Genomic DNA, 18,669 nt, shown 5'->3' on the forward strand with positions numbered 1-18,669 from the left:
GTAGAGCGCCTGTCCTGCTCCGCACGGGTTCGTCCCGTACGGAGCCGGGCAGGCGCTCTGCTTGGCGGTTTCTCGGGCGCATCTCACACCCGATTCGTTTTGACCCCCCGTAGACACGCGGGTAACCTAGGAATCCGTGCCTGCGCCGTCGGGCCGCACCTCTTGAAGGCCGCCGCAAGGTGGCTTCGGAAAGCGGCCGATGTGAGTGCGTGGGCACCCCGGCAAGAACCTCCCGGAGCACGTACGTGCCCCGGTGGTGGAGCCGGGCCATCGAGCCGGTGGTAAGTGGCGTAGCAGTCCCCGTGCGGGGCTGTGGGTGCCGCATGCGATCGGCACGCACAAGCCAGAACCATTGACGGGGACGCCGGCAGGGCGTCGCCGAAGCTCAAGAAGACGACGGAGACGTAGTGCCTACGATCCAGCAGCTCGTCCGCAAGGGGCGGACCTCGAAGGCCGGGAAGTCGAAGACCCCGGCCCTCAAGGGCTCCCCCCAGCGGCGCGGCGTGTGCACCCGTGTGTACACCACCACCCCCAAGAAGCCGAACTCGGCCCTCCGCAAGGTCGCCCGTGTGAAGCTCTCCTCGCAGGTCGAGGTCACCGCGTACATCCCCGGTGTCGGCCACAACCTGCAGGAGCACTCCATCGTGCTCGTGCGCGGCGGCCGTGTGAAGGACCTTCCCGGTGTCCGCTACAAGATCGTCCGCGGCGCGCTCGACACGCAGGGCGTGAAGGGTCGCAAGCAGGCTCGGTCCCGTTACGGCGCCAAGAAGGAGAAGAGCTGATGCCCCGCAAGGGTCCGGCCCCGAAGCGGCCGCTCATCGTCGACCCGGTCTACGGGTCCCCGGTTGTCACGCAGCTGATCAACAAGGTCCTGCTCGACGGCAAGAAGTCGACCGCCGAGGCGATCGTCTACGGCGCCCTCGAGGGCGTCCGCGCCAAGACCGACGGCGACCCTGTCGTGGTGCTCAAGCGCGCGCTCGACAACGTCCGTCCGGCTCTCGAGGTGCGCTCCCGCCGTGTCGGTGGCGCCACCTACCAGGTGCCGGTCGACGTGCGTCCGACGCGCGCCACCACGCTCGCCCTCCGCTGGCTCACCGACTTCTCCCGCGCTCGCCGCGAGAAGACGATGACCGAGCGTCTCATGAACGAGATCCTCGACGCGTCGAACGGTCTCGGTGCCGCGGTCAAGCGCCGCGAGGACATGCACAAGATGGCCGACTCCAACAAGGCCTTCGCGCACTACCGCTGGTAGTAGCTTCCGAGCGGCCCCGGGTGACCCCCGGGGCCGTCGGTGGATGCATAACCGCCGGCCCCCAAGCCCACCTTTAGACCAAGGGGTAAGACACCGTGGCACTCGACGTGCTGACCGACCTGAACAAGGTCCGCAACATCGGCATCATGGCCCACATCGATGCCGGAAAGACCACGACGACCGAGCGCATCCTGTTCTACACGGGTGTGAACTACAAGATCGGTGAGACGCACGACGGTGCGTCGACGATGGACTGGATGGAGCAGGAGCAGGAGCGCGGCATCACGATCACGTCCGCCGCGACGACCTGCTACTGGAAGAACAACCAGATCAACATCATCGACACGCCGGGCCACGTCGACTTCACGGTCGAGGTGGAGCGGTCGCTCCGCGTGCTCGACGGCGCGGTTGCCGTTTTCGACGGCAAGGAGGGTGTCGAGCCCCAGTCCGAGACGGTGTGGCGGCAGGCGGACAAGTACGACGTCCCGCGCATCTGCTTCGTCAACAAGATGGACAAGCTCGGTGCGGACTTCTACTTCACCGTGAAGACCATCGTGGAGCGCCTCAAGGCGAAGCCGCTGGTCATCCAGCTCCCGATCGGCGCCGAGAACGACTTCGAGGGCGTTGTCGACCTCATCGAGATGAAGGCGCTCACCTGGCGCGGCGACACCAAGATGGGCGAGGAGTACGAGGTCGAGGAGATCCCGGCCGACCTCGTCGAGAAGGCGCAGCAGTACCGTGCCGAGCTCATCGAGGCCGTCGCCGAGGCGGACGACGAGCTGCTCGAGAAGTTCCTCGGTGGCGAGGAGCTCACGATCCCCGAGATCAAGAGCGGCATCCGCAAGCTCGTCATCTCGTCCGCGGCCTTCCCGGTCCTGTGCGGCTCGGCGTTCAAGAACAAGGGCGTGCAGCCCATGCTCGACGCCGTCATCGACTACCTCCCGTCGCCGCTCGACGTGCCGGCCGTCCAGGGCCACGACGTCAAGGACGCCGAGAAGATCATCGAGCGTCGTCCCGAGGAGTCGGAGCCGTTCTCGGCTCTCGCCTTCAAGGTCGCCACGCACCCGTTCTTCGGCAAGCTCACCTACGTCCGCGTCTACTCGGGCAAGGTCGCGCAGGGCGCCCAGGTGCAGAACTCGACCAAGGGCAAGAAGGAGCGCATCGGGAAGCTCTTCCAGATGCACTCCAACAAGGAGAACCCGGTCGAGGAAGCCCACGCAGGGCACATCTACGCGTTCATCGGGCTCAAGGACGTCACCACCGGTGACACCCTGTCGGACCCGCAGAACCAGGTCATCCTCGAGTCGATGAGCTTCCCGGAGCCCGTCATCGACGTGGCCATCGAGCCGAAGACGAAGGCCGACCAGGAGAAGCTGTCGACCGCGATCCAGAAGCTCGCGCAGGAGGACCCGACCTTCCGCGTGAAGCTGGACGACGAGACCGGCCAGACCGTCATCGGCGGTATGGGCGAGCTCCACCTCGACATCCTCGTCGACCGTATGCGTCGCGAGTTCAAGGTCGAGGCGAACGTCGGCAAGCCGCAGGTCGCGTACCGCGAGACGATCCGCCGCACGGCGGAGAAGATCGACTACACGCACAAGAAGCAGACGGGTGGTTCCGGCCAGTTCGCCAAGGTCCAGGTGACCTTCGCGCCGCTGGAGACGTCGGAGGGCGAGCTCTACGAGTTCGAGAACGCCGTCACCGGTGGCCGCATCCCGCGCGAGTACATCCCGTCGGTCGACGCCGGTATCCAGTCGGCCATGCAGCAGGGTGTGCTGGCAGGCTTCCCGGTCGTCGGCGTGAAGGCGACGCTGATCGACGGTGCGTACCACGACGTCGACTCCTCGGAGATGGCGTTCAAGATTGCCGGTTCGATGGTCTTCAAGGAAGGCGTCAAGCGCGCCGACCCTGTCCTGCTCGAGCCGGTCATGGCCGTCGAGGTGCGTACGCCCGAGGAGTACATGGGCGACGTGATCGGCGACATCAACTCTCGACGTGGCATGATCCAGTCCATGGAGGACGCGACCGGTGTGAAGGTCGTTCGCGCCCAGGTGCCGCTCAGCGAGATGTTCGGCTACATCGGTGACCTCCGGTCGAAGACCCAGGGTCGCGCGGTGTACTCGATGCAGTTCGACAGCTACGCCGAGGTTCCCAAGGCAGTTGCCGAAGAGATCATCAAGAAGACCCGGGGCGAGTGAGTCCCCACAGGTCGACCCGCACAACCAACCTGTAGGAAAAACCGCACGCCCCGCAGTTGTAGGCTTCTTGGCCGAGCATCTGCAACGTTCGGAACATCTACCCAAGTCCCAGGAGGACCCCAGTGGCTAAGGCCAAGTTCGAGCGGACCAAGCCGCACGTCAACATCGGCACGATCGGTCACGTCGACCACGGTAAGACGACGCTGACCGCCGCGATCTCGAAGACGCTTGCGGACAAGTACCCGGAGCTCCCGGCGAACACGCAGCGCAACTTCGACGAGATCGACGCCGCGCCGGAGGAGAAGCAGCGCGGTATCACGATCAACATCGCGCACATCGAGTACGAGACGCCGAAGCGCCACTACGCGCACGTCGACGCCCCGGGTCACGCCGACTACATCAAGAACATGATCACCGGTGCCGCCCAGATGGACGGCGCGATCCTGGTGGTCGCCGCGACCGACGGCCCGATGGCCCAGACGCGTGAGCACGTGCTGCTCGCCCGCCAGGTCGGCGTGCCGTACCTGCTCGTGGCGCTCAACAAGTCCGACATGGTCGACGACGAGGAGATCCTCGAGCTCGTCGAGATGGAGGTCCGCGAGCTGCTGTCGTCGCAGGAGTTCGACGGCGACAACGCGCCGGTCGTTCGCGTCTCGGGCCTCAAGGCTCTCGAGGGCGACCCGGAGTGGGTCGAGAAGATCGTCGAGCTGATGGACGCCGTCGACGAGAACGTTCCGGAGCCGGAGCGCGACCTCGACAAGCCGTTCCTCATGCCGATCGAGGACGTCTTCACGATCACCGGTCGTGGCACCGTCGTCACCGGCAAGGTCGAGCGTGGAACCCTGGACATCAACTCTGATGTCGAGATCGTGGGTATCCGCGTTCCGCAGAAGACCACCGTCACGGGCATCGAGACGTTCCACAAGCAGATGGACCAGGCGCAGGCCGGCGACAACACCGGTCTCCTCCTGCGTGGCATCAAGCGCGAGGACGTCGAGCGTGGCCAGGTCGTCGTGAAGCCGGGTTCCATCACCCCGCACACGAACTTCGAGGCGCAGGTCTACATCCTGGGCAAGGACGAGGGTGGCCGTCACAACCCGTTCTACTCGAACTACCGCCCGCAGTTCTACTTCCGTACCACGGACGTCACCGGCGTCATCACGCTGCCCGAGGGCACCGAGATGGTCATGCCCGGCGACAACACCGAGATGTCGGTCGAGCTGATCCAGCCGATCGCCATGGAGGAGGGCCTGGGCTTCGCCATCCGCGAGGGTGGCCGCACGGTCGGATCGGGCCGCGTCACCAAGATCCTCAAGTGATCCTGGAGCACGGTCTCATCTGACGGAAGTCAGCTGAACGATGGGGCCCGGGCGCTTCGGCGCCCGGGCCCTGTTGCTTGAGTAGTGGGCATCACACCGCCTTGCGTTTGGCTCATGCCAAGTCGTATGGCAAGATTGCATAGTTGCCTGTCACAGGCGCGCTCTTTCAAGTGTCGAACAGTGTGCAGAACCGCAGTCCAGGTCCCGGATCGATCGGGGCCGACAGAGGCTGGAGCGGTCATCCTCCCGGGGTAATCCGGACGAGGAGTCGCGGGGTTTATCGCCTGTTGTTCGATGCGTATGGGGCGCCCCGCGGAGCACACGTTCTCCGGTTTTCCGGAGGCACTGTTCCGAGCAGGCTCAGCAAACGTCGTGGTCGGTCCAGCTTCAGAGCTGGGTCAGATCACTTCCCAACGGCCCCGGCACCAGCAATGGTGTTCTGCGCCCGGCTGTGCCGCATTAAGCGACACGCCCGAGTGCGTGGGTCGGACAGTAGCGGTTCGAGAGAGAGAGTCAGACGACGCCATGGCGGGACAGAAGATCCGCATCCGGCTCAAGTCCTACGACCACGAGGTGATCGACAGTTCGGCGCGCAAGATCGTCGACACGGTCACTCGCGCTGGTGCGACGGTCGTGGGTCCGGTGCCGCTGCCGACGGAGAAGAACGTCTTCGTTGTGATCCGGTCGCCTCACAAGTACAAGGACAGCCGCGAGCACTTCGAGATGCGTACGCACAAGCGGCTCATCGACATCATCGATCCCACGCCCAAGGCCGTCGACTCGCTCATGCGACTCGACCTGCCGGCGGACGTGAACATCGAGATCAAGCTCTGAGGCTGGAGGACATCATGACCAACCAGCAGAAGAACGTGACCGCGTTGCTCGGCACGAAGCTTGGTATGACCCAGCTCTGGGACGAGGCAGGCCGCCTCGTGCCGGTGACCGTGGTCTCCGTGGGCACCAACGTGGTGACCCAGATCCGCACGGTGGACACCGACGGCTACGCGGCTGTTCAGCTCGCGGCCGGCCAGGTCGACCCCCGCAAGGTCACCAAGCCCCTCAAGGGCCACTTCGAGAAGGCCGGCGTGACGCCGCGTCGTCACGTGGCCGAGGTTCGCACCGAGAACGCCGCCGAGTTCACGCTCGGCCAGGAGATCACCGCGGAGGCCTTCGAGGCCGGCGCGCTGGTCGACGTCATCGGTACCACCAAGGGCAAGGGCACCGCCGGTGTGATGAAGCGTCACGGCTTCTCCGGCGTGGGCGCCTCGCACGGTGCGCACCGCAACCACCGCAAGCCGGGCTCGATCGGTGGCGCCTCGACGCCGTCGCGAGTCTTCAAGGGCGTGCGGATGGCCGGCCGGATGGGTAACGACCGGCAGACCACCCAGAACCTGACCGTTCACGCGGTCGACGTCGAGAAGGGTCTGCTGCTCGTCAAGGGCGCGGTTCCCGGCCCCAAGGGTGGCGTCGTCCTCGTGCGTAACGCCGCGAAGGGAGCGTGAACCCGATGACCGCTCTGACTGTCGACGTCCTGGACGCCCAGGGCAAGAAGTCCGGCACTGCCGAGCTCCCCGCTGAGGTGTTCGACGTCGCCGTGAACATTCCGCTGATCCACCAGGTGGTCGTTGCGCAGCGCGCAGCCGCCCGCCAGGGCACCGCCTCCACGAAGACTCGTGGCGAGGTCCGCGGTGGTGGCCGCAAGCCGTACAAGCAGAAGGGCACCGGTCGCGCCCGCCAGGGTTCGACGCGCGCCCCGCAGTTCGCCGGTGGTGGCACCGTCCACGGCCCGCAGCCGCGCAAGTACGACCAGCGCACCCCGAAGAAGATGAAGGCCGCCGCCCTGCGCGGTGCGCTCTCCGACCGCGCTCGCGCGGGTCGCGTGCACGTCGTCGCCGGCTTCGGCATCGACGGCGTCCCGTCGACCAAGACGGCGCTCTCCACGATCACGAAGCTGACCACGCGTGAGCACGTGCTCATCGTGACGCAGCGTGACGACGAGGCCACGGTCAAGTCCCTTCGCAACGTGCCCGAGGTGCACCTTCTGGTCGCCGACCAGCTGAACACCTACGACGTGCTCGTCTCCGACGACGTCATCTTCACCGAGGGCGCGCTCGCCGCGTTCCTCGAGGGCCCGGTCAAGGGCGGGAAGGCTGTCGCCACGGAGTCCGAGGCCGAGACCGCTGAGGAGACCGCAAAGTGACCGTCACCGTGAAGGACCCGCGCGACATCCTGCTCGCGCCGGTCGTCTCCGAGAAGAGCTACAACCTTCTCGACGAGGGCAAGTACACCTTCATCGTGGACCCGAGCGCCAACAAGACCGAGATCAAGATCGCGATCGAGAAGGTCTTCAGCGTCAAGGTCGCCTCGGTGAACACGATCAACCGCAAGGGCAAGACGCGTCGCACGCGTTTCGGCCTCGGCAAGCGTAAGGACACGAAGCGTGCGATCGTCACCCTCCGCGAGGGAACGATCGACATCTTCGGCGGTCCGGTCGGCTGAGCTGACGAGAGACGATTGAGGACAGGTTTCCATGGGAATCCGTAAGTACAAGCCGACGACGCCCGGCCGTCGAGGCTCCAGCGTCGCCGACTTCGTCGAGGTCACGCGCTCGCAGCCGGAGAAGTCACTGGTCCGCCCGCTGAGCAAGTCCGGCGGCCGTAACAACACCGGTCGCATCACGACGCGGCACAAGGGTGGCGGCCACAAGCGCGCCTACCGCGTCATCGACTTCCGTCGTCACGACAAGGACGGCGTGCCTGCGAAGGTCGCTCACATCGAGTACGACCCCAACCGCACGGCCCGCATCGCGCTCCTGCACTACGCGGACGGCGAGAAGCGCTACATCATCGCGCCGAACAAGCTGTCGCAGGGCGACCGCATCGAGGCCGGTGCAGGCGCCGACATCAAGCCCGGCAACAACCTGCCGCTGCGCAACATCCCGACCGGTACGGTCATCCACGCCATCGAGCTCCGGCCCGGCGGCGGCGCGAAGATCGCCCGTTCGGCTGGTGCGTCGGTGCAGCTCGTCGCCAAGGACGGCCCCTACGCCCAGCTGCGTATGCCGTCCGGCGAGATCCGCAACGTCGACCTGCGCTGCCGCGCGACGGTCGGCGAGGTCGGTAACGCCGAGCAGTCGAACATCAACTGGGGCAAGGCCGGCCGCATGCGCTGGAAGGGCAAGCGGCCGACCGTCCGTGGTGTCGCCATGAACCCGGTCGACCACCCCCACGGTGGTGGTGAGGGTAAGACGTCCGGTGGTCGTCACCCGGTCAGCCCCTGGGGCCAGGCCGAGGGTCGTACCCGCCGTCCGAACAAGTCGAGCGACCGGATGATCGTCCGTCGTCGTCGTACCGGCAAGAAGCGCTGATAGGAGCCTGAAACATGCCTCGTAGCCTGAAGAAGGGCCCCTTCGTAGACGGACACCTCCAGAAGAAGGTGGACGTCCAGAACGAGAAGGGGACCAAGAATGTCATCAAGACCTGGTCCCGTCGGTCGGTCGTCACGCCCGACTTTCTCGGTCACACCTTTGCCGTGCACGACGGTCGTAAGCACGTCCCGGTCTTCGTGACCGAGGCGATGGTCGGCCACAAGCTCGGCGAGTTCGCTCCCACGCGGACCTTCCGCGGCCACGTGAAGGACGACAGGAAGGGTCGTCGCCGCTGAGGCGTAGGGATCTCCCTACCCACAGCAGTGATGACCTGGACTGTCTGAGAAAAGGAAGCAGGACAGCAATGGAAGCCAAGGCGCAGGCGCGGTTCGTCCGTGTCACGCCCCAGAAGGCCCGGCGCGTCGTGGACCTCATCCGTGGCAAGCAGGCCTCTGAGGCCGTCGCGGTGCTGAAGTTCGCACCGCAGGCCGCCAGCGAGCCGATCCGCAAGGTTGTGGAGAGCGCGATCGCCAACGCTCGGGTGAAGGCCGACCGCGCCAGCGAGCGCTTCGACGAGAACGACCTGTTCGTTTCCGTCGCGCTCGTCGACGAGGGGCCGACGCTCAAGCGGTTCCGCCCGCGGGCTCAGGGACGTGCAACGCGCATTCTCAAGCGCACCAGCCACATCACCGTGGTGCTCGCCGACAAGGAAGGGGCCCGATAGTGGGACAGAAGGTTCACCCGCACGGGTACCGCCTCGGTATCACCACCGACCACCGGTCGCGTTGGTTCGCCGACAGCACCAAGCCTGGTCAGCGGTACCGCGACTACGTCCGCGAGGACGTGCAGATCCGCAAGCTCATGGGCACCGGCCTCGAGCGTGCCGGCATCTCCAAGGTCGAGATCGAGCGCACCCGCGACCGCGTCCGCGTGGACATCCACACGGCGCGCCCGGGCATCGTCATCGGCCGTCGGGGTGCTGAGGCAGACCGCATCCGCGGTGAGCTCGAGAAGCTCACGGGCAAGCAGGTCCAGCTCAACATCCTCGAGGTCAAGAACGCGGAGATCGACGCGCAGCTCGTTGCTCAGGGCATTGCCGAGCAGCTCGCCAGCCGTGTCTCGTTCCGTCGCGCGATGCGCAAGGGCATGCAGTCCGCCCAGCGTGCCGGTGCGAAGGGCATCCGCGTGCAGGTCGCCGGCCGCCTCGGTGGCGCCGAGATGAGCCGTTCGGAGTTCTACCGCGAGGGCCGCGTGCCCCTGCACACGCTCCGCGCGTACATCGACTACGGCTTCTACGAGGCCCGCACCACCTTCGGCCGCATCGGCGTGAAGGTGTGGATCTACAAGGGCGAGACCACCGAGAAGGAATTCGCTGCTCAGCAGGCTGCAGCCGCGCCCCGTCAGGGTCGTGGCCGGGGCGACCGCCCTGAGCGTGGCGAGCGCGGCGGAGACCGTCGTGGCGGTGGCCGTCGCAACGAGCGTCCGGCCGAGCGCAGCGCAGAGTCCGCCCCCGCGGCCGAGGCGCCTGCAGCTCCGGCCGCAGAGACCGGAACGGAGGCCTGACCATGCTGATCCCGCGCAGGGTCAAGCACCGCAAGCAGCACCACCCGTCGCGCTCCGGCGCGGCCAAGGGTGGCACCCAGATCGCGTTCGGCGACTTCGGCATCCAGGCTCTGGAGCCGGCGTACGTCACCAACCGCCAGATCGAGGCGGCGCGTATCGCAATGACCCGCCACATCAAGCGTGGCGGCAAGGTGTGGATCAACATCTACCCCGACCGTCCGCTGACGAAGAAGCCTGCCGAGACCCGCATGGGTTCCGGTAAGGGTTCGCCGGAGTGGTGGGTCGCCAACGTCAAGCCGGGCCGCATCGTTTTCGAGCTGGCCGGCGTGGACGAGTCCCTTGCACGTGAGGCCATGCGCCGCGCGATGCACAAGCTCCCGATGAAGTGCCGTTTCGTGGTGCGCGAGGGTGGTGTCTGATGGCTATCGGTACCCAGGGGCTCGCCCCGATCGATCTGGACGGCATGGACGACGAGTCTCTCGTCGGCAAGCTGAAGGAAGCCAAGGAGGAGCTGTTCAACCTCCGCTTCCAGTCGGCGACCGGCCAGCTCGAGAGCCACGGTCGTCTCAAGGCCGTGCGTCGCGACATCGCCCGGATCTACACGATCCTGCGCGAGCGCGAGCTCGGCATCCGTACGGCTCCGAGCGTGAGTGAGTGAGGCAATGAGCGACAACACGACTGCTGCTGAGGCCCCCGAGGCCCAGCGCGCGACGCGTAAGGTGCGCCGCGGCTACGTGGTGAGCGACAAGATGGACAAGACCATCGTGATCGAGGTCGAGGACCGGGTGAAGCACCCGCTCTACGCCAAGGTCATCCGTCGCACCACGAAGGTCAAGGCGCACGACGAGCAGAACAGCGCCGGCATCGGCGACCTCGTTCTGATCATGGAGACCCGCCCGCTGTCCGCTACCAAGCGGTTCCGGCTCGTGGAGATCCTCGAGAAGGCCAAGTAAGACTTCTCTTCCCGCTGGGGGCGGTGCGTGACACACGTACGCGTGGCGCCCCCAGCACAGCAACTATCCGTTCGGCCAGGCTCGCCGGAAGCAGTCCGCGCGAGAACCAGTTCGACGACAGGAGTTCACTCAAATGATCCAGCAGGAGTCGCGACTTCGGGTCGCCGACAACACGGGTGCCAAGGAGATTCTCTGCATCCGCGTTCTCGGTGGCTCCGGCCGTCGCTACGCCGGAATCGGCGACACCATCGTCGCCACCGTCAAGGACGCGATCCCGGGCGGCAACGTGAAGAAGGGCGACGTCATCAAGGCCGTCGTCGTCCGGACCGCCAAGGAGCGCCGTCGTCCCGACGGTTCCTACATCAAGTTCGACGAGAACGCCGCCGTCATCCTGAAGAACGACGGTGAGCCTCGCGGCACCCGCATCTTCGGCCCGGTGGGTCGTGAGCTGCGTGACAAGCGGTTCATGAAGATCATCTCGCTGGCTCCGGAGGTGCTCTGACCATGGCGAAGATCAAGAAGGGCGACCAGGTCATCGTGATCTCGGGTCGCGACAAGGGCAAGACCGGCCGCGTGCTCGAGGTCCTCAAGGACTCCGACCGTCTCGTGGTCGAGGGTGTTCAGCGCGTCACGAAGCACACCAAGGTGGGGCAGTCGCAGCGCGGCACCCGTACCGGTGGCATCGAGACGGTCGAGGCGCCGATCCACGTGAGCAACGTGATGATCGTCGACCCGGAGACCAAGAAGGGCACCCGCGTCGGGTACCGCCTCGAGCAGGTGGAGCGTGACGGTCGTACCAAGACCGTCCGGATCCGCGTCGCGAAGCGCTCCGGGAAGGACATCTGATGACCGAGACGACCATCGAGGCCCCGGCCCAGCCGCGCCTCAAGCAGAAGTACCGCGAGGAGATCCTCTCGGCGCTGATCGAGGAGTTCGGCCACAAGAACCCGCACCAGGCCGGCGGTCTCACGAAGATCGTCGTGAACATGGGTGTCGGCGACGCGGCCAAGGACTCGAAGCTCATCGAGGGCGCCATCCGCGACCTCTCGGCGATCACCGGTCAGAAGCCGCAGGTCACCAAGGCCCGTAAGTCCATCGCTCAGTTCAAGCTGCGCGAGGGCATGCCGATCGGCGCGCACGTCACGCTCCGCGGCGACCGCATGTGGGAGTTCCTCGACCGCCTGCTGTCCACCGCTCTGCCGCGTATCCGCGACTTCCGCGGCCTGTCGCCCAAGCAGTTCGACGGCCACGGCAACTACACCTTCGGTCTCACGGAGCAGTCGATGTTCCACGAGATCGACCAGGACAAGATCGACCGGGTCCGCGGTATGGACATCACGGTCGTGACGACGGCGACGACCGACGACGAGGGCCGCTCTCTGCTGCGCCGTCTCGGCTTCCCCTTCAAGGAGAACTGACATGGCGAAGAAGGCCCTGATCAACAAGGCGGCCGCCAAGCCGAAGTTCGCGGTTCGCGCCTACACCCGGTGCCAGAAGTGCGGTCGCCCGCACTCCGTCTACCGCAAGTTCGGCCTGTGCCGCATCTGCGTGCGGGAGATGGCCCACCGCGGCGAGCTTCCCGGCGTCACCAAGAGCAGCTGGTAACACAACTACGCCGTAGGTCCGTCCAGCCACACCAGGCAGTTCGGATACCCCGGCGAGGAAGGGCAAGAGCCCGATGACTATGACCGACCCGATCGCAGACATGCTGACCCGTCTGCGTAACGCGAACTCGGCGCACCACGACACGGTCACCATGCCGTCGTCGAAGCTGAAGACGCACATCGCTGAGATCCTGCAGGCCGAGGGTTACATCTCCAGCTGGTCCGTGGAGGACGCCCAGGTGGGCAAGTCCCTCACGCTCGAGCTGAAGTACGGGCAGAACCGGGAGCGCGCCCTTGCCGGCGTGCGCCGGATCTCGAAGCCCGGCCTGCGCGTCTACCGCAAGTCCACCGAACTGCCCAAGGTCCTCGGCGGCCTGGGCGTGGCGATCCTGTCCACGTCCTCCGGCCTGCTGACCGACCGTCAGGCACAGGCCAAGGGCGTCGGCGGCGAAGTCCTCGCCTACGTCTGGTAATCCGGAAAGGAGAAAACGCCAATGTCTCGAATCGGCAAGCTTCCCGTTCCGGTCCCAGCCGGCGTGGACATCACTGTCAGCGGCGCGCTCGTGACCGTGAAGGGCCCCAAGGGTTCTCTCGAGCACAACGTGCCCGCACCCATCAATGTCGCTCAGGAGGACGCCCAGCTCGTGGTGTCCCGTCCGGACGACGAGCGCAACTCCCGTGCGCTGCACGGCCTCACTCGTACCCTGATCGCCAACATGATCGTCGGCGTCACCCAGGGCTACGAGAAGAAGCTGGAGATCGTCGGTACTGGTTACCGCGTCGTGGCGAAGGGCTCGAGCCTCGAGTTCGCGCTCGGCTTCAGCCACCCCGTTGTCATCGAGCCCCCCGCGGGTGTCACGTTCGCTGTCGAGAGCCCCACCAAGTTCTCGGTCTCGGGCATCGACAAGCAGCAGGTCGGCGAGGTCGCAGCGAACATTCGCAAGATCCGCAAGCCCGAGCCCTACAAGGGCAAGGGCGTGCGCTACGCCGGCGAGAACGTCCGCCGCAAGGTCGGAAAGGCTGGTAAGTGACGATGGCTATCAAGATCCTGGGCAAGGGCAAGTCCGTCGCTCGCCAGCGTCGCCACCTGCGCCTGCGCAAGAAGATCACCGGCACCGCCGTTCGTCCCCGTCTGGTCGTCACCCGCTCCGCGCGCCACATGGTCGCGCAGATCGTGGACGACGGCCTGGGCAAGACCGTCGCCTCGGCGTCGACCCTCGAGGCCGACCTGCGTGCGTTCGACGGCGACAAGACGGCCAAGGCCCGCAAGGTCGGCGAGCTCGTCGCCGAGCGTGCCAAGGCTGTCGGCGTCGACACCGTCGTGTTCGACCGCGGCGGCAACAAGTACCACGGTCGCGTCGCTGCTGTGGCTGACGGCGCCCGCGAGGGCGGTCTGGCCCTGTGATGACCAACGCACGGAAGAAGAGGACTCTCTGATGGCTGCAGGGCAGCGCAGCGGCGCCCCCCAGGGTGCCGCCACCGAGAACAAGGACCGCAACGACCGCCGTGGTGGCGGGCGTCGGGACGACCGTCGCGGCGGGCGCGAGGAGAAGAGCGCCTTCGTCGAGAAGGTCGTCTCCATCAACCGCGTCGCCAAGGTCGTCAAGGGCGGCCGTCGCTTCAGCTTCACCGCGCTCGTCGTGGTGGGCGATGGTGACGGCACCGTCGGCGTCGGCTACGGCAAGGCCAAGGAAGTTCCGGCCGCGATCGCCAAGGGTGTCGAGGAGGCGAAGAAGAACTTCTTCCGCGTCCCTCGCATCCAGGGCACCATCCCTCACCCCATCCAGGGTGAGGCCGCAGCCGGTGTCGTGTTCCTGCGTCCGGCGTCGCCGGGTACCGGTGTGATCGCCGGTGGTCCGGTGCGCGCCGTGCTGGAGTGCGCGGGCATCCACGACGTGCTGAGCAAGTCGCTCGGTTCGTCCAACGCGATCAACATCGTGCACGCCACGGTCGCGGCCCTGAAGGGTCTCGAGGAGCCGGCTGCTGTTGCCGCTCGTCGTGGGCTCCCGCTGGAGGACGTGGCCCCGGCCGCGCTGCTCCGCGCGCAGGCCGCCGGTCGTGCCGAGTCGACTGCGAAGGCGGGTGCGTGATGGCTCGTCTCAAGGTGACTCAGACCAAGTCCGCCATCGGCGGCAAGCAGAACCAGCGTGACACGCTGCGGACGCTCGGCCTCAAGCGGATCGGCGACACCGCCGTGAAGGAGGACCGCGCGGAGATCCGTGGCATGGTCAAGACGGTGGCGCACCTCGTCGCCGTCGAGGAGGTCGAGTGATCATGGCGGAGAACAAGCCGCTGAAGGTCCACCACCTCCGTCCGGCCCCCGGCGCCAAGACCGCGAAGACCCGTGTGGGTCGCGGTGAGGGCTCGAAGGGTAAGACGGCAGGCCGTGGTACCAAGGGTACGAAGGCTCGTTACCAGGTGCCCGCGGGCTTCGAGGGTGGGCAGATGCCTCTGCACATGCGCCTTCCGAAGCTGCGTGGGTTCAAGAACCCGTTCCGGGTCGAGTACCAGGTCGTGAACCTGGACAAGCTTTCCGCGCTGTTCCCCGAGGGTGGCTCCGTCACCGTCGAGGACCTGGTCGCGAAGGGCGCCGTCCGCAAGGGCGAGCCCGTGAAGGTGCTCGGCAACGGTGAGATCACCGTCAAGCTCGAGATCGCGGTCGACCGCGTCTCGACGTCCGCCAAGGAGAAGATCCTGGCGGCCGGCGGTTCGGTCTCGGAGGCCTGAGACAGCTGACAGGGCCGGCGGCGCGTGAGCGCGGCCGGCCCTGTGTGCTCTCTTGAGTATTTCCCGGAGCGAACGTGGTCCACCGGACCCCGTAAGCAACGTAGAATCCGACACGGTCTGGCTGCACCGTTGTGGTCTGGCCCACGTTCGACTCACCTCGCCGGCGTCCCGCCGGCGACACTAGATCCCGCAACGGCGGGCCAGGAGGATAGGGTGCTCAGCGCTTTCGGCCGGGCTTTCCGGACGCCAGACCTGCGGCGCAAGCTGCTGTTCACGATCGCGATCATGGCGATCTTCCGGCTCGGGTCGTTCATCCCGACCCCCGGCGTGGACTACGCAAACGTGCAGCAATGTATCGCCCAGGCGGGCAACGACTCGCTGCTCGGCCTCATCAACGTCTTCAGCGGCGGCGCGCTGCTGCAGCTGTCGATCTTCGCCCTCGGGATCATGCCGTACATCACGGCGAGCATCATCGTGCAGCTGCTTCGCGTGGTCATCCCACGCTTCGAGGCCCTGCACAAGGAAGGCCAGTCGGGCCAGACCAAGCTGACCCAGTACACGCGCTACCTCACGATCGCCCTCGCGATCCTGCAGTCGACGACCGTCATCACGACGGCGCGCCAGGGCGTGCTGTTCCAGAACTGCGGTCTCAACGTGATCGTGGACGACAGCATCCTCACCTCGATCTTCATGGTCATCACCATGACCGCGGGTACGGGCCTGGTCATGTGGCTCGGCGAGCTGATCACCGAGCGCGGCGTCGGCAACGGCATGTCGCTGCTGATCTTCACGTCGATCGCGGCCAGCTTCCCGACCTCCCTGTGGTCGATCGCCGGTGGCGCCAACGGCGTCGTGAACTTCACGATCATGATCCTGGTCATCGTCCTGGTGATCGGTCTCGTGGTGTTCGTCGAGCAGTCGCAGCGCCGGATCCCGGTGCAGTACGCGAAGCGCATGGTCGGCCGCCGCATGTACGGCGGCACCAGCACGTACATCCCGATCAAGATCAACATGTCCGGCGTGATCCCCGTGATCTTCGCGGCGTCGATCCTCGCCATCCCGGGCCTTCTCGCCCAGTTCGGGGACCAGACGGCCGAGTGGGTCATCTGGATCTCCAACAACCTGGTCCAGCAGTCGTCGCCGCTCTACATCGCGGTGTACACGCTGATGATCATCTTCTTCTGCTTCTTCTACACGTCGATCACGTTCAACCCGGACGAGGTCGCGGACAACATGAAGAAGTACGGCGGCTTCATCCCCGGCATCCGTGCCGGCCGCCCCACGGCGGAGTACCTCGACTTCGTGATCACCCGGATCACCTCCGCCGGTTCCCTGTACCTCGCGCTGATCGCGCTGATCCCGACGCTGGTGCTCGTCTTCCTTGGCGTCAGCACCAACCTGCCCTTCGGTGGTAGCTCGATCCTCATCGTGGTCGGCGTCGGGCTGGAGACGGTCAAGCAGATCGACTCCCAGCTGCAGCAGCGCCACTACGAAGGATTCCTCCGTTGAGCCAGACCCCCACCACCACCTCTCGCCGCGAGCTGCACGCTCGTCCGGACCAGGAGGGTCAGGTCACGCGCCTGGTCATCATGGGCCCGCAGGGCGCGGGCAAGGGTACGCAGGCCGCCCGCCTCGCCGAGGTCTTCGGGATCGTCCCGATCTCCACGGGTGACATCTTCCGCACGAACATCGCGGGGGAGACCGAGCTGGGCAAGCTCGCACAGGAGTACACGAACAAGGGCGACCTGGTCCCGGACGAGGTCACCAACGAGATGGTCCGCGACCGCCTCGGCCAGCCGGACGTCAAGGACGGCTTCATCCTCGACGGGTACCCCCGCAACGCCGCCCAGGTGACGGAGCTCGACCAGATCCTCGCCGACCTCGGCTGGGAGCTGGACGGCGTCATCGAGCTGACGGCGGACCGTGCGGAGCTCCTGAGCCGCATCGCGCGACGGGCCCAGGAAGAGGGCCGGGACGACGACACCGAGGAGGCCATCGCGCGCCGCCTCGACATCTACGCGGAGCAGACCGCCCCGCTCACGGCGGCCTACGGGGAGCGCAACCTGCTGGTGCAGGTCGACGGGCTCGGCGAGATCGCCGAGGTCACCGACCGCATCGTCGCCTCGCTCGCGACCCAGCTGGGCTGAGCGGTGGTCTTCGGCCGGGAGCGGATCGAGTACAAGACGCCGGACCAGGTGCGCCTGATGCGGCGCGCCGGTCTGGTGGTCGCCGAGACGCTCGCCGCGGTCCGGGCTGCCGCCCGGCCGGGCCTGACCACCGCCGACCTGGACGCCGTCGCCTCACGCACGATCGAGGCGGCGGGCGCCACGCCGTCGTTCCTGGGCTACCAGGGCTTCCCGGCGGTCATCTGCACCTCGGTCAACGACGAGGTCATCCACGGCATCCCGGGCAGCCGGGTGCTGGCCGTGGGTGACCTCGTCTCCGTCGACGGCGGCGCGATCGTCGACGGCTGGCACGGCGACTCGGCGGTCTCCTTCGTCCTGGGCGCCGAGGGCGCCCTGGACCACCGGCTGCCCGACGCCGACCTGGTCGCCGCCGGGGCGGACCTTGCCGACGTCGCGCTCGTCCGGGCCACCGAGACCGCCATGTGGGCGGGCATCGCGTCCCTGGCCTCGGCCAGGCGGCTGAACGCCGTGGGCGAGGCGGTCGAGACCGCCGTCGAGCTGGCCGGTGAGCTCACCGGCACCGAGTACGGCATCGTCGAGGAGTACGTGGGGCACGGCATCGGCAGCGCCATGCACCAGCCCCCGGACGTGCACAACTACCGGACGTCGGGTTCCGGCCCGCGGCTCCGGTCCGGGATGTGCCTCGCCATCGAGCCGATGATCAGCCGTGGCGGGGGCGAGACCAGGGTGCTCGCGGACGACTGGACGGTGGTCACGACCGACGGCTCGCGCGCGGCGCACTGGGAGCACTCGACGGCCATCATGGAGGACGGCATCGTCGTCCTGACTGCGGTCGACGGGGGAGCGGAGCGCCTCGTCGACTTCGGGGTGCGTCCGGTCTCGCTCGCCTGAGCCCCGAGGACTTTCACCCGGGGACTATTTAAGTCGGGGTCAGTTGGCTACGATCGGCCCGTGACCGATGAAGCGCACACCCTGTCCGACGCCACCTACGCGGCGCCCGCGCACGCCGGGCCGAACCGGACGCGCGGACCGTGGTACGCGCGGGTCCTGCCGGCCGTCGGCCGCGGCCTGGGGCGGTTCGGACGCTGGCTCGCCGCATGGGGCCGGCGCCTGGCGGTGAGCCCCTTCCTGTGGGTCGGCATCGTGCTCGGGTTCGGCACCTCGCTCCTGGTGTGGGAGTCCGTCCTGCTGCTCGGCATCGTGGTGTGGCTGGCCGGCGTGTGGCTCTGGGCCGCGCGCGGGCAGTCCGTGCTGGTCGCGCTGGGTCTTGGCATCGTGCTCGGGTGGCTGCCGATGCTGTTCTTCTTCGTGGGCAGCCTGCCGCACACGATGATCGGTCTGCCCGGGGTCGAGTACGACCTCTGAGGGGCCCCGCGTGGCGAGGCTCACGCGCCGGACGTGCGCCGTCGGCGGTCTTCGCTTTGAATGGTTTACGAACTGACGTAAGATAGATCGCTGGGTGTAGTCCGTTCAACGCCTCCAGATCTTGAAAGGGTGCCGACGGCGCCTGCCGGTCCCCGCGGAAGCGGGGCGCAGGCC

Annotated in this window: 29 protein-coding genes; all 29 read left to right on the plus strand. The window is 66.9% G+C overall.

The features are described 5' to 3' along the window. Window positions 1-407: 407 nt before the first annotated feature. Entirely contained in the window at window positions 408-782 is a 375-nt protein-coding gene (gene rpsL, locus ACFV9Q_RS17345; protein ID WP_020016109.1) for a 30S ribosomal protein S12, read from the plus strand. Next, window positions 782-1,252, plus strand: coding sequence for a 30S ribosomal protein S7 (gene rpsG / locus ACFV9Q_RS17350; RefSeq protein ID WP_020016110.1), 471 nt, complete (start codon window positions 782-784; stop codon window positions 1,250-1,252). The genes rpsL and rpsG overlap by 1 nt, the downstream gene beginning before the upstream one ends. 95 nt (window positions 1,253-1,347) lie before the next feature. After that, window positions 1,348-3,450: an elongation factor G gene (gene fusA / locus ACFV9Q_RS17355; protein WP_377235422.1), complete on the plus strand. Its 2,103-nt coding sequence runs from the start codon at window positions 1,348-1,350 to the stop codon at window positions 3,448-3,450. 122 nt (window positions 3,451-3,572) lie between these two features. Continuing rightward, on the plus strand, window positions 3,573-4,769 hold the full coding sequence (gene tuf / locus ACFV9Q_RS17360) for an elongation factor Tu (RefSeq protein ID WP_285100985.1): 1,197 nt from the start codon (window positions 3,573-3,575) through the stop codon (window positions 4,767-4,769). A gap of 525 nt (window positions 4,770-5,294) precedes the next feature. Then, window positions 5,295-5,603 (plus strand): 30S ribosomal protein S10, encoded by a 309-nt coding sequence (rpsJ, locus tag ACFV9Q_RS17365; RefSeq protein WP_019146773.1) that lies wholly within the window; start codon window positions 5,295-5,297, stop codon window positions 5,601-5,603. Window positions 5,604-5,617: 14 nt separating this feature from the next. Next, the gene (gene rplC / locus ACFV9Q_RS17370; RefSeq protein WP_377230646.1) at window positions 5,618-6,271 is read left to right on the plus strand and encodes a 50S ribosomal protein L3; all 654 of its coding nucleotides are present in this window, start codon (window positions 5,618-5,620) and stop codon (window positions 6,269-6,271) included. Between the two features lie 5 nt (window positions 6,272-6,276). Continuing rightward, window positions 6,277-6,969 (plus strand): 50S ribosomal protein L4, encoded by a 693-nt coding sequence (gene rplD, locus ACFV9Q_RS17375; RefSeq protein WP_377235423.1) that lies wholly within the window; start codon window positions 6,277-6,279, stop codon window positions 6,967-6,969. Further along, entirely contained in the window at window positions 6,966-7,268 is a 303-nt protein-coding gene (rplW, locus tag ACFV9Q_RS17380; protein ID WP_182620563.1) for a 50S ribosomal protein L23, read from the plus strand. The genes rplD and rplW overlap by 4 nt, the downstream gene beginning before the upstream one ends. Before the next feature lie 31 nt (window positions 7,269-7,299). Next, a complete protein-coding gene (gene rplB, locus ACFV9Q_RS17385; protein WP_182620564.1) occupies window positions 7,300-8,136 on the plus strand; it encodes a 50S ribosomal protein L2 in 837 nt (278 codons plus the stop codon). A gap of 14 nt (window positions 8,137-8,150) precedes the next feature. Continuing rightward, window positions 8,151-8,432: a 30S ribosomal protein S19 gene (gene rpsS / locus ACFV9Q_RS17390; RefSeq protein WP_020016117.1), complete on the plus strand. Its 282-nt coding sequence runs from the start codon at window positions 8,151-8,153 to the stop codon at window positions 8,430-8,432. A 68-nt stretch (window positions 8,433-8,500) separates the two neighbouring features. Then, window positions 8,501-8,860: a 50S ribosomal protein L22 gene (gene rplV / locus ACFV9Q_RS17395; protein WP_377220028.1), complete on the plus strand. Its 360-nt coding sequence runs from the start codon at window positions 8,501-8,503 to the stop codon at window positions 8,858-8,860. Further along, on the plus strand, window positions 8,860-9,699 hold the full coding sequence (gene rpsC / locus ACFV9Q_RS17400; protein WP_182620565.1) for a 30S ribosomal protein S3: 840 nt from the start codon (window positions 8,860-8,862) through the stop codon (window positions 9,697-9,699). The genes rplV and rpsC overlap by 1 nt, the downstream gene beginning before the upstream one ends. Window positions 9,700-9,701: 2 nt before the next feature. Beyond that, the gene (rplP, locus tag ACFV9Q_RS17405) at window positions 9,702-10,118 is read left to right on the plus strand and encodes a 50S ribosomal protein L16 (protein ID WP_020016120.1); all 417 of its coding nucleotides are present in this window, start codon (window positions 9,702-9,704) and stop codon (window positions 10,116-10,118) included. Next, the gene (gene rpmC, locus ACFV9Q_RS17410; RefSeq protein ID WP_377230648.1) at window positions 10,118-10,357 is read left to right on the plus strand and encodes a 50S ribosomal protein L29; all 240 of its coding nucleotides are present in this window, start codon (window positions 10,118-10,120) and stop codon (window positions 10,355-10,357) included. The genes rplP and rpmC overlap by 1 nt, the downstream gene beginning before the upstream one ends. Window positions 10,358-10,361: 4 nt before the next feature. Further along, window positions 10,362-10,652: a 30S ribosomal protein S17 gene (gene rpsQ, locus ACFV9Q_RS17415; protein ID WP_020016122.1), complete on the plus strand. Its 291-nt coding sequence runs from the start codon at window positions 10,362-10,364 to the stop codon at window positions 10,650-10,652. A 133-nt stretch (window positions 10,653-10,785) separates the two neighbouring features. Beyond that, window positions 10,786-11,154 (plus strand): 50S ribosomal protein L14, encoded by a 369-nt coding sequence (rplN, locus tag ACFV9Q_RS17420; RefSeq protein ID WP_020016123.1) that lies wholly within the window; start codon window positions 10,786-10,788, stop codon window positions 11,152-11,154. A gap of 2 nt (window positions 11,155-11,156) precedes the next feature. Continuing rightward, complete coding sequence (gene rplX, locus ACFV9Q_RS17425) at window positions 11,157-11,498, plus strand: 50S ribosomal protein L24 (protein WP_020016124.1); 342 nt, start codon at window positions 11,157-11,159, stop codon at window positions 11,496-11,498. Next, window positions 11,498-12,070, plus strand: coding sequence for a 50S ribosomal protein L5 (gene rplE / locus ACFV9Q_RS17430; protein ID WP_377230649.1), 573 nt, complete (start codon window positions 11,498-11,500; stop codon window positions 12,068-12,070). Before rplX ends, rplE begins: the two co-directional genes overlap by 1 nt. A gap of 1 nt (window position 12,071) precedes the next feature. Continuing rightward, the gene (locus tag ACFV9Q_RS17435) at window positions 12,072-12,257 is read left to right on the plus strand and encodes a type Z 30S ribosomal protein S14 (RefSeq protein ID WP_021480434.1); all 186 of its coding nucleotides are present in this window, start codon (window positions 12,072-12,074) and stop codon (window positions 12,255-12,257) included. Window positions 12,258-12,330: 73 nt separating this feature from the next. After that, the gene (gene rpsH / locus ACFV9Q_RS17440) at window positions 12,331-12,729 is read left to right on the plus strand and encodes a 30S ribosomal protein S8 (RefSeq protein WP_377235424.1); all 399 of its coding nucleotides are present in this window, start codon (window positions 12,331-12,333) and stop codon (window positions 12,727-12,729) included. Between the two features lie 21 nt (window positions 12,730-12,750). Then, entirely contained in the window at window positions 12,751-13,287 is a 537-nt protein-coding gene (gene rplF / locus ACFV9Q_RS17445) for a 50S ribosomal protein L6 (RefSeq protein ID WP_377230651.1), read from the plus strand. 2 nt (window positions 13,288-13,289) lie between these two features. Further along, window positions 13,290-13,661, plus strand: coding sequence for a 50S ribosomal protein L18 (gene rplR / locus ACFV9Q_RS17450; RefSeq protein WP_182620570.1), 372 nt, complete (start codon window positions 13,290-13,292; stop codon window positions 13,659-13,661). 31 nt (window positions 13,662-13,692) lie between these two features. After that, a complete protein-coding gene (gene rpsE, locus ACFV9Q_RS17455) occupies window positions 13,693-14,346 on the plus strand; it encodes a 30S ribosomal protein S5 (RefSeq protein WP_377230652.1) in 654 nt (217 codons plus the stop codon). Next, entirely contained in the window at window positions 14,346-14,528 is a 183-nt protein-coding gene (rpmD, locus tag ACFV9Q_RS17460) for a 50S ribosomal protein L30 (RefSeq protein ID WP_020016131.1), read from the plus strand. Before rpsE ends, rpmD begins: the two co-directional genes overlap by 1 nt. 2 nt (window positions 14,529-14,530) lie before the next feature. Then, window positions 14,531-14,983, plus strand: a complete 453-nt coding sequence (gene rplO / locus ACFV9Q_RS17465; protein WP_285100994.1) for a 50S ribosomal protein L15 — start codon at window positions 14,531-14,533, stop codon at window positions 14,981-14,983. A 213-nt stretch (window positions 14,984-15,196) separates the two neighbouring features. Next, complete coding sequence (secY, locus tag ACFV9Q_RS17470; protein ID WP_377235425.1) at window positions 15,197-16,492, plus strand: preprotein translocase subunit SecY; 1,296 nt, start codon at window positions 15,197-15,199, stop codon at window positions 16,490-16,492. Window positions 16,493-16,572: 80 nt separating this feature from the next. After that, complete coding sequence (locus tag ACFV9Q_RS17475) at window positions 16,573-17,130, plus strand: adenylate kinase (RefSeq protein WP_377230656.1); 558 nt, start codon at window positions 16,573-16,575, stop codon at window positions 17,128-17,130. A 3-nt stretch (window positions 17,131-17,133) separates the two neighbouring features. Next, window positions 17,134-18,021 (plus strand): type I methionyl aminopeptidase, encoded by an 888-nt coding sequence (gene map, locus ACFV9Q_RS17480; protein WP_377235426.1) that lies wholly within the window; start codon window positions 17,134-17,136, stop codon window positions 18,019-18,021. A gap of 60 nt (window positions 18,022-18,081) precedes the next feature. Next, the gene (locus ACFV9Q_RS17485; RefSeq protein ID WP_377235427.1) at window positions 18,082-18,495 is read left to right on the plus strand and encodes a hypothetical protein; all 414 of its coding nucleotides are present in this window, start codon (window positions 18,082-18,084) and stop codon (window positions 18,493-18,495) included. The last annotated feature ends 174 nt before the right edge of the window (window positions 18,496-18,669 follow it).

Origin of the sequence: Promicromonospora sp. NPDC059942, assembly GCF_042731755.1 — a bacterium.
GTDB lineage: Bacteria > Actinomycetota > Actinomycetes > Actinomycetales > Cellulomonadaceae > Promicromonospora.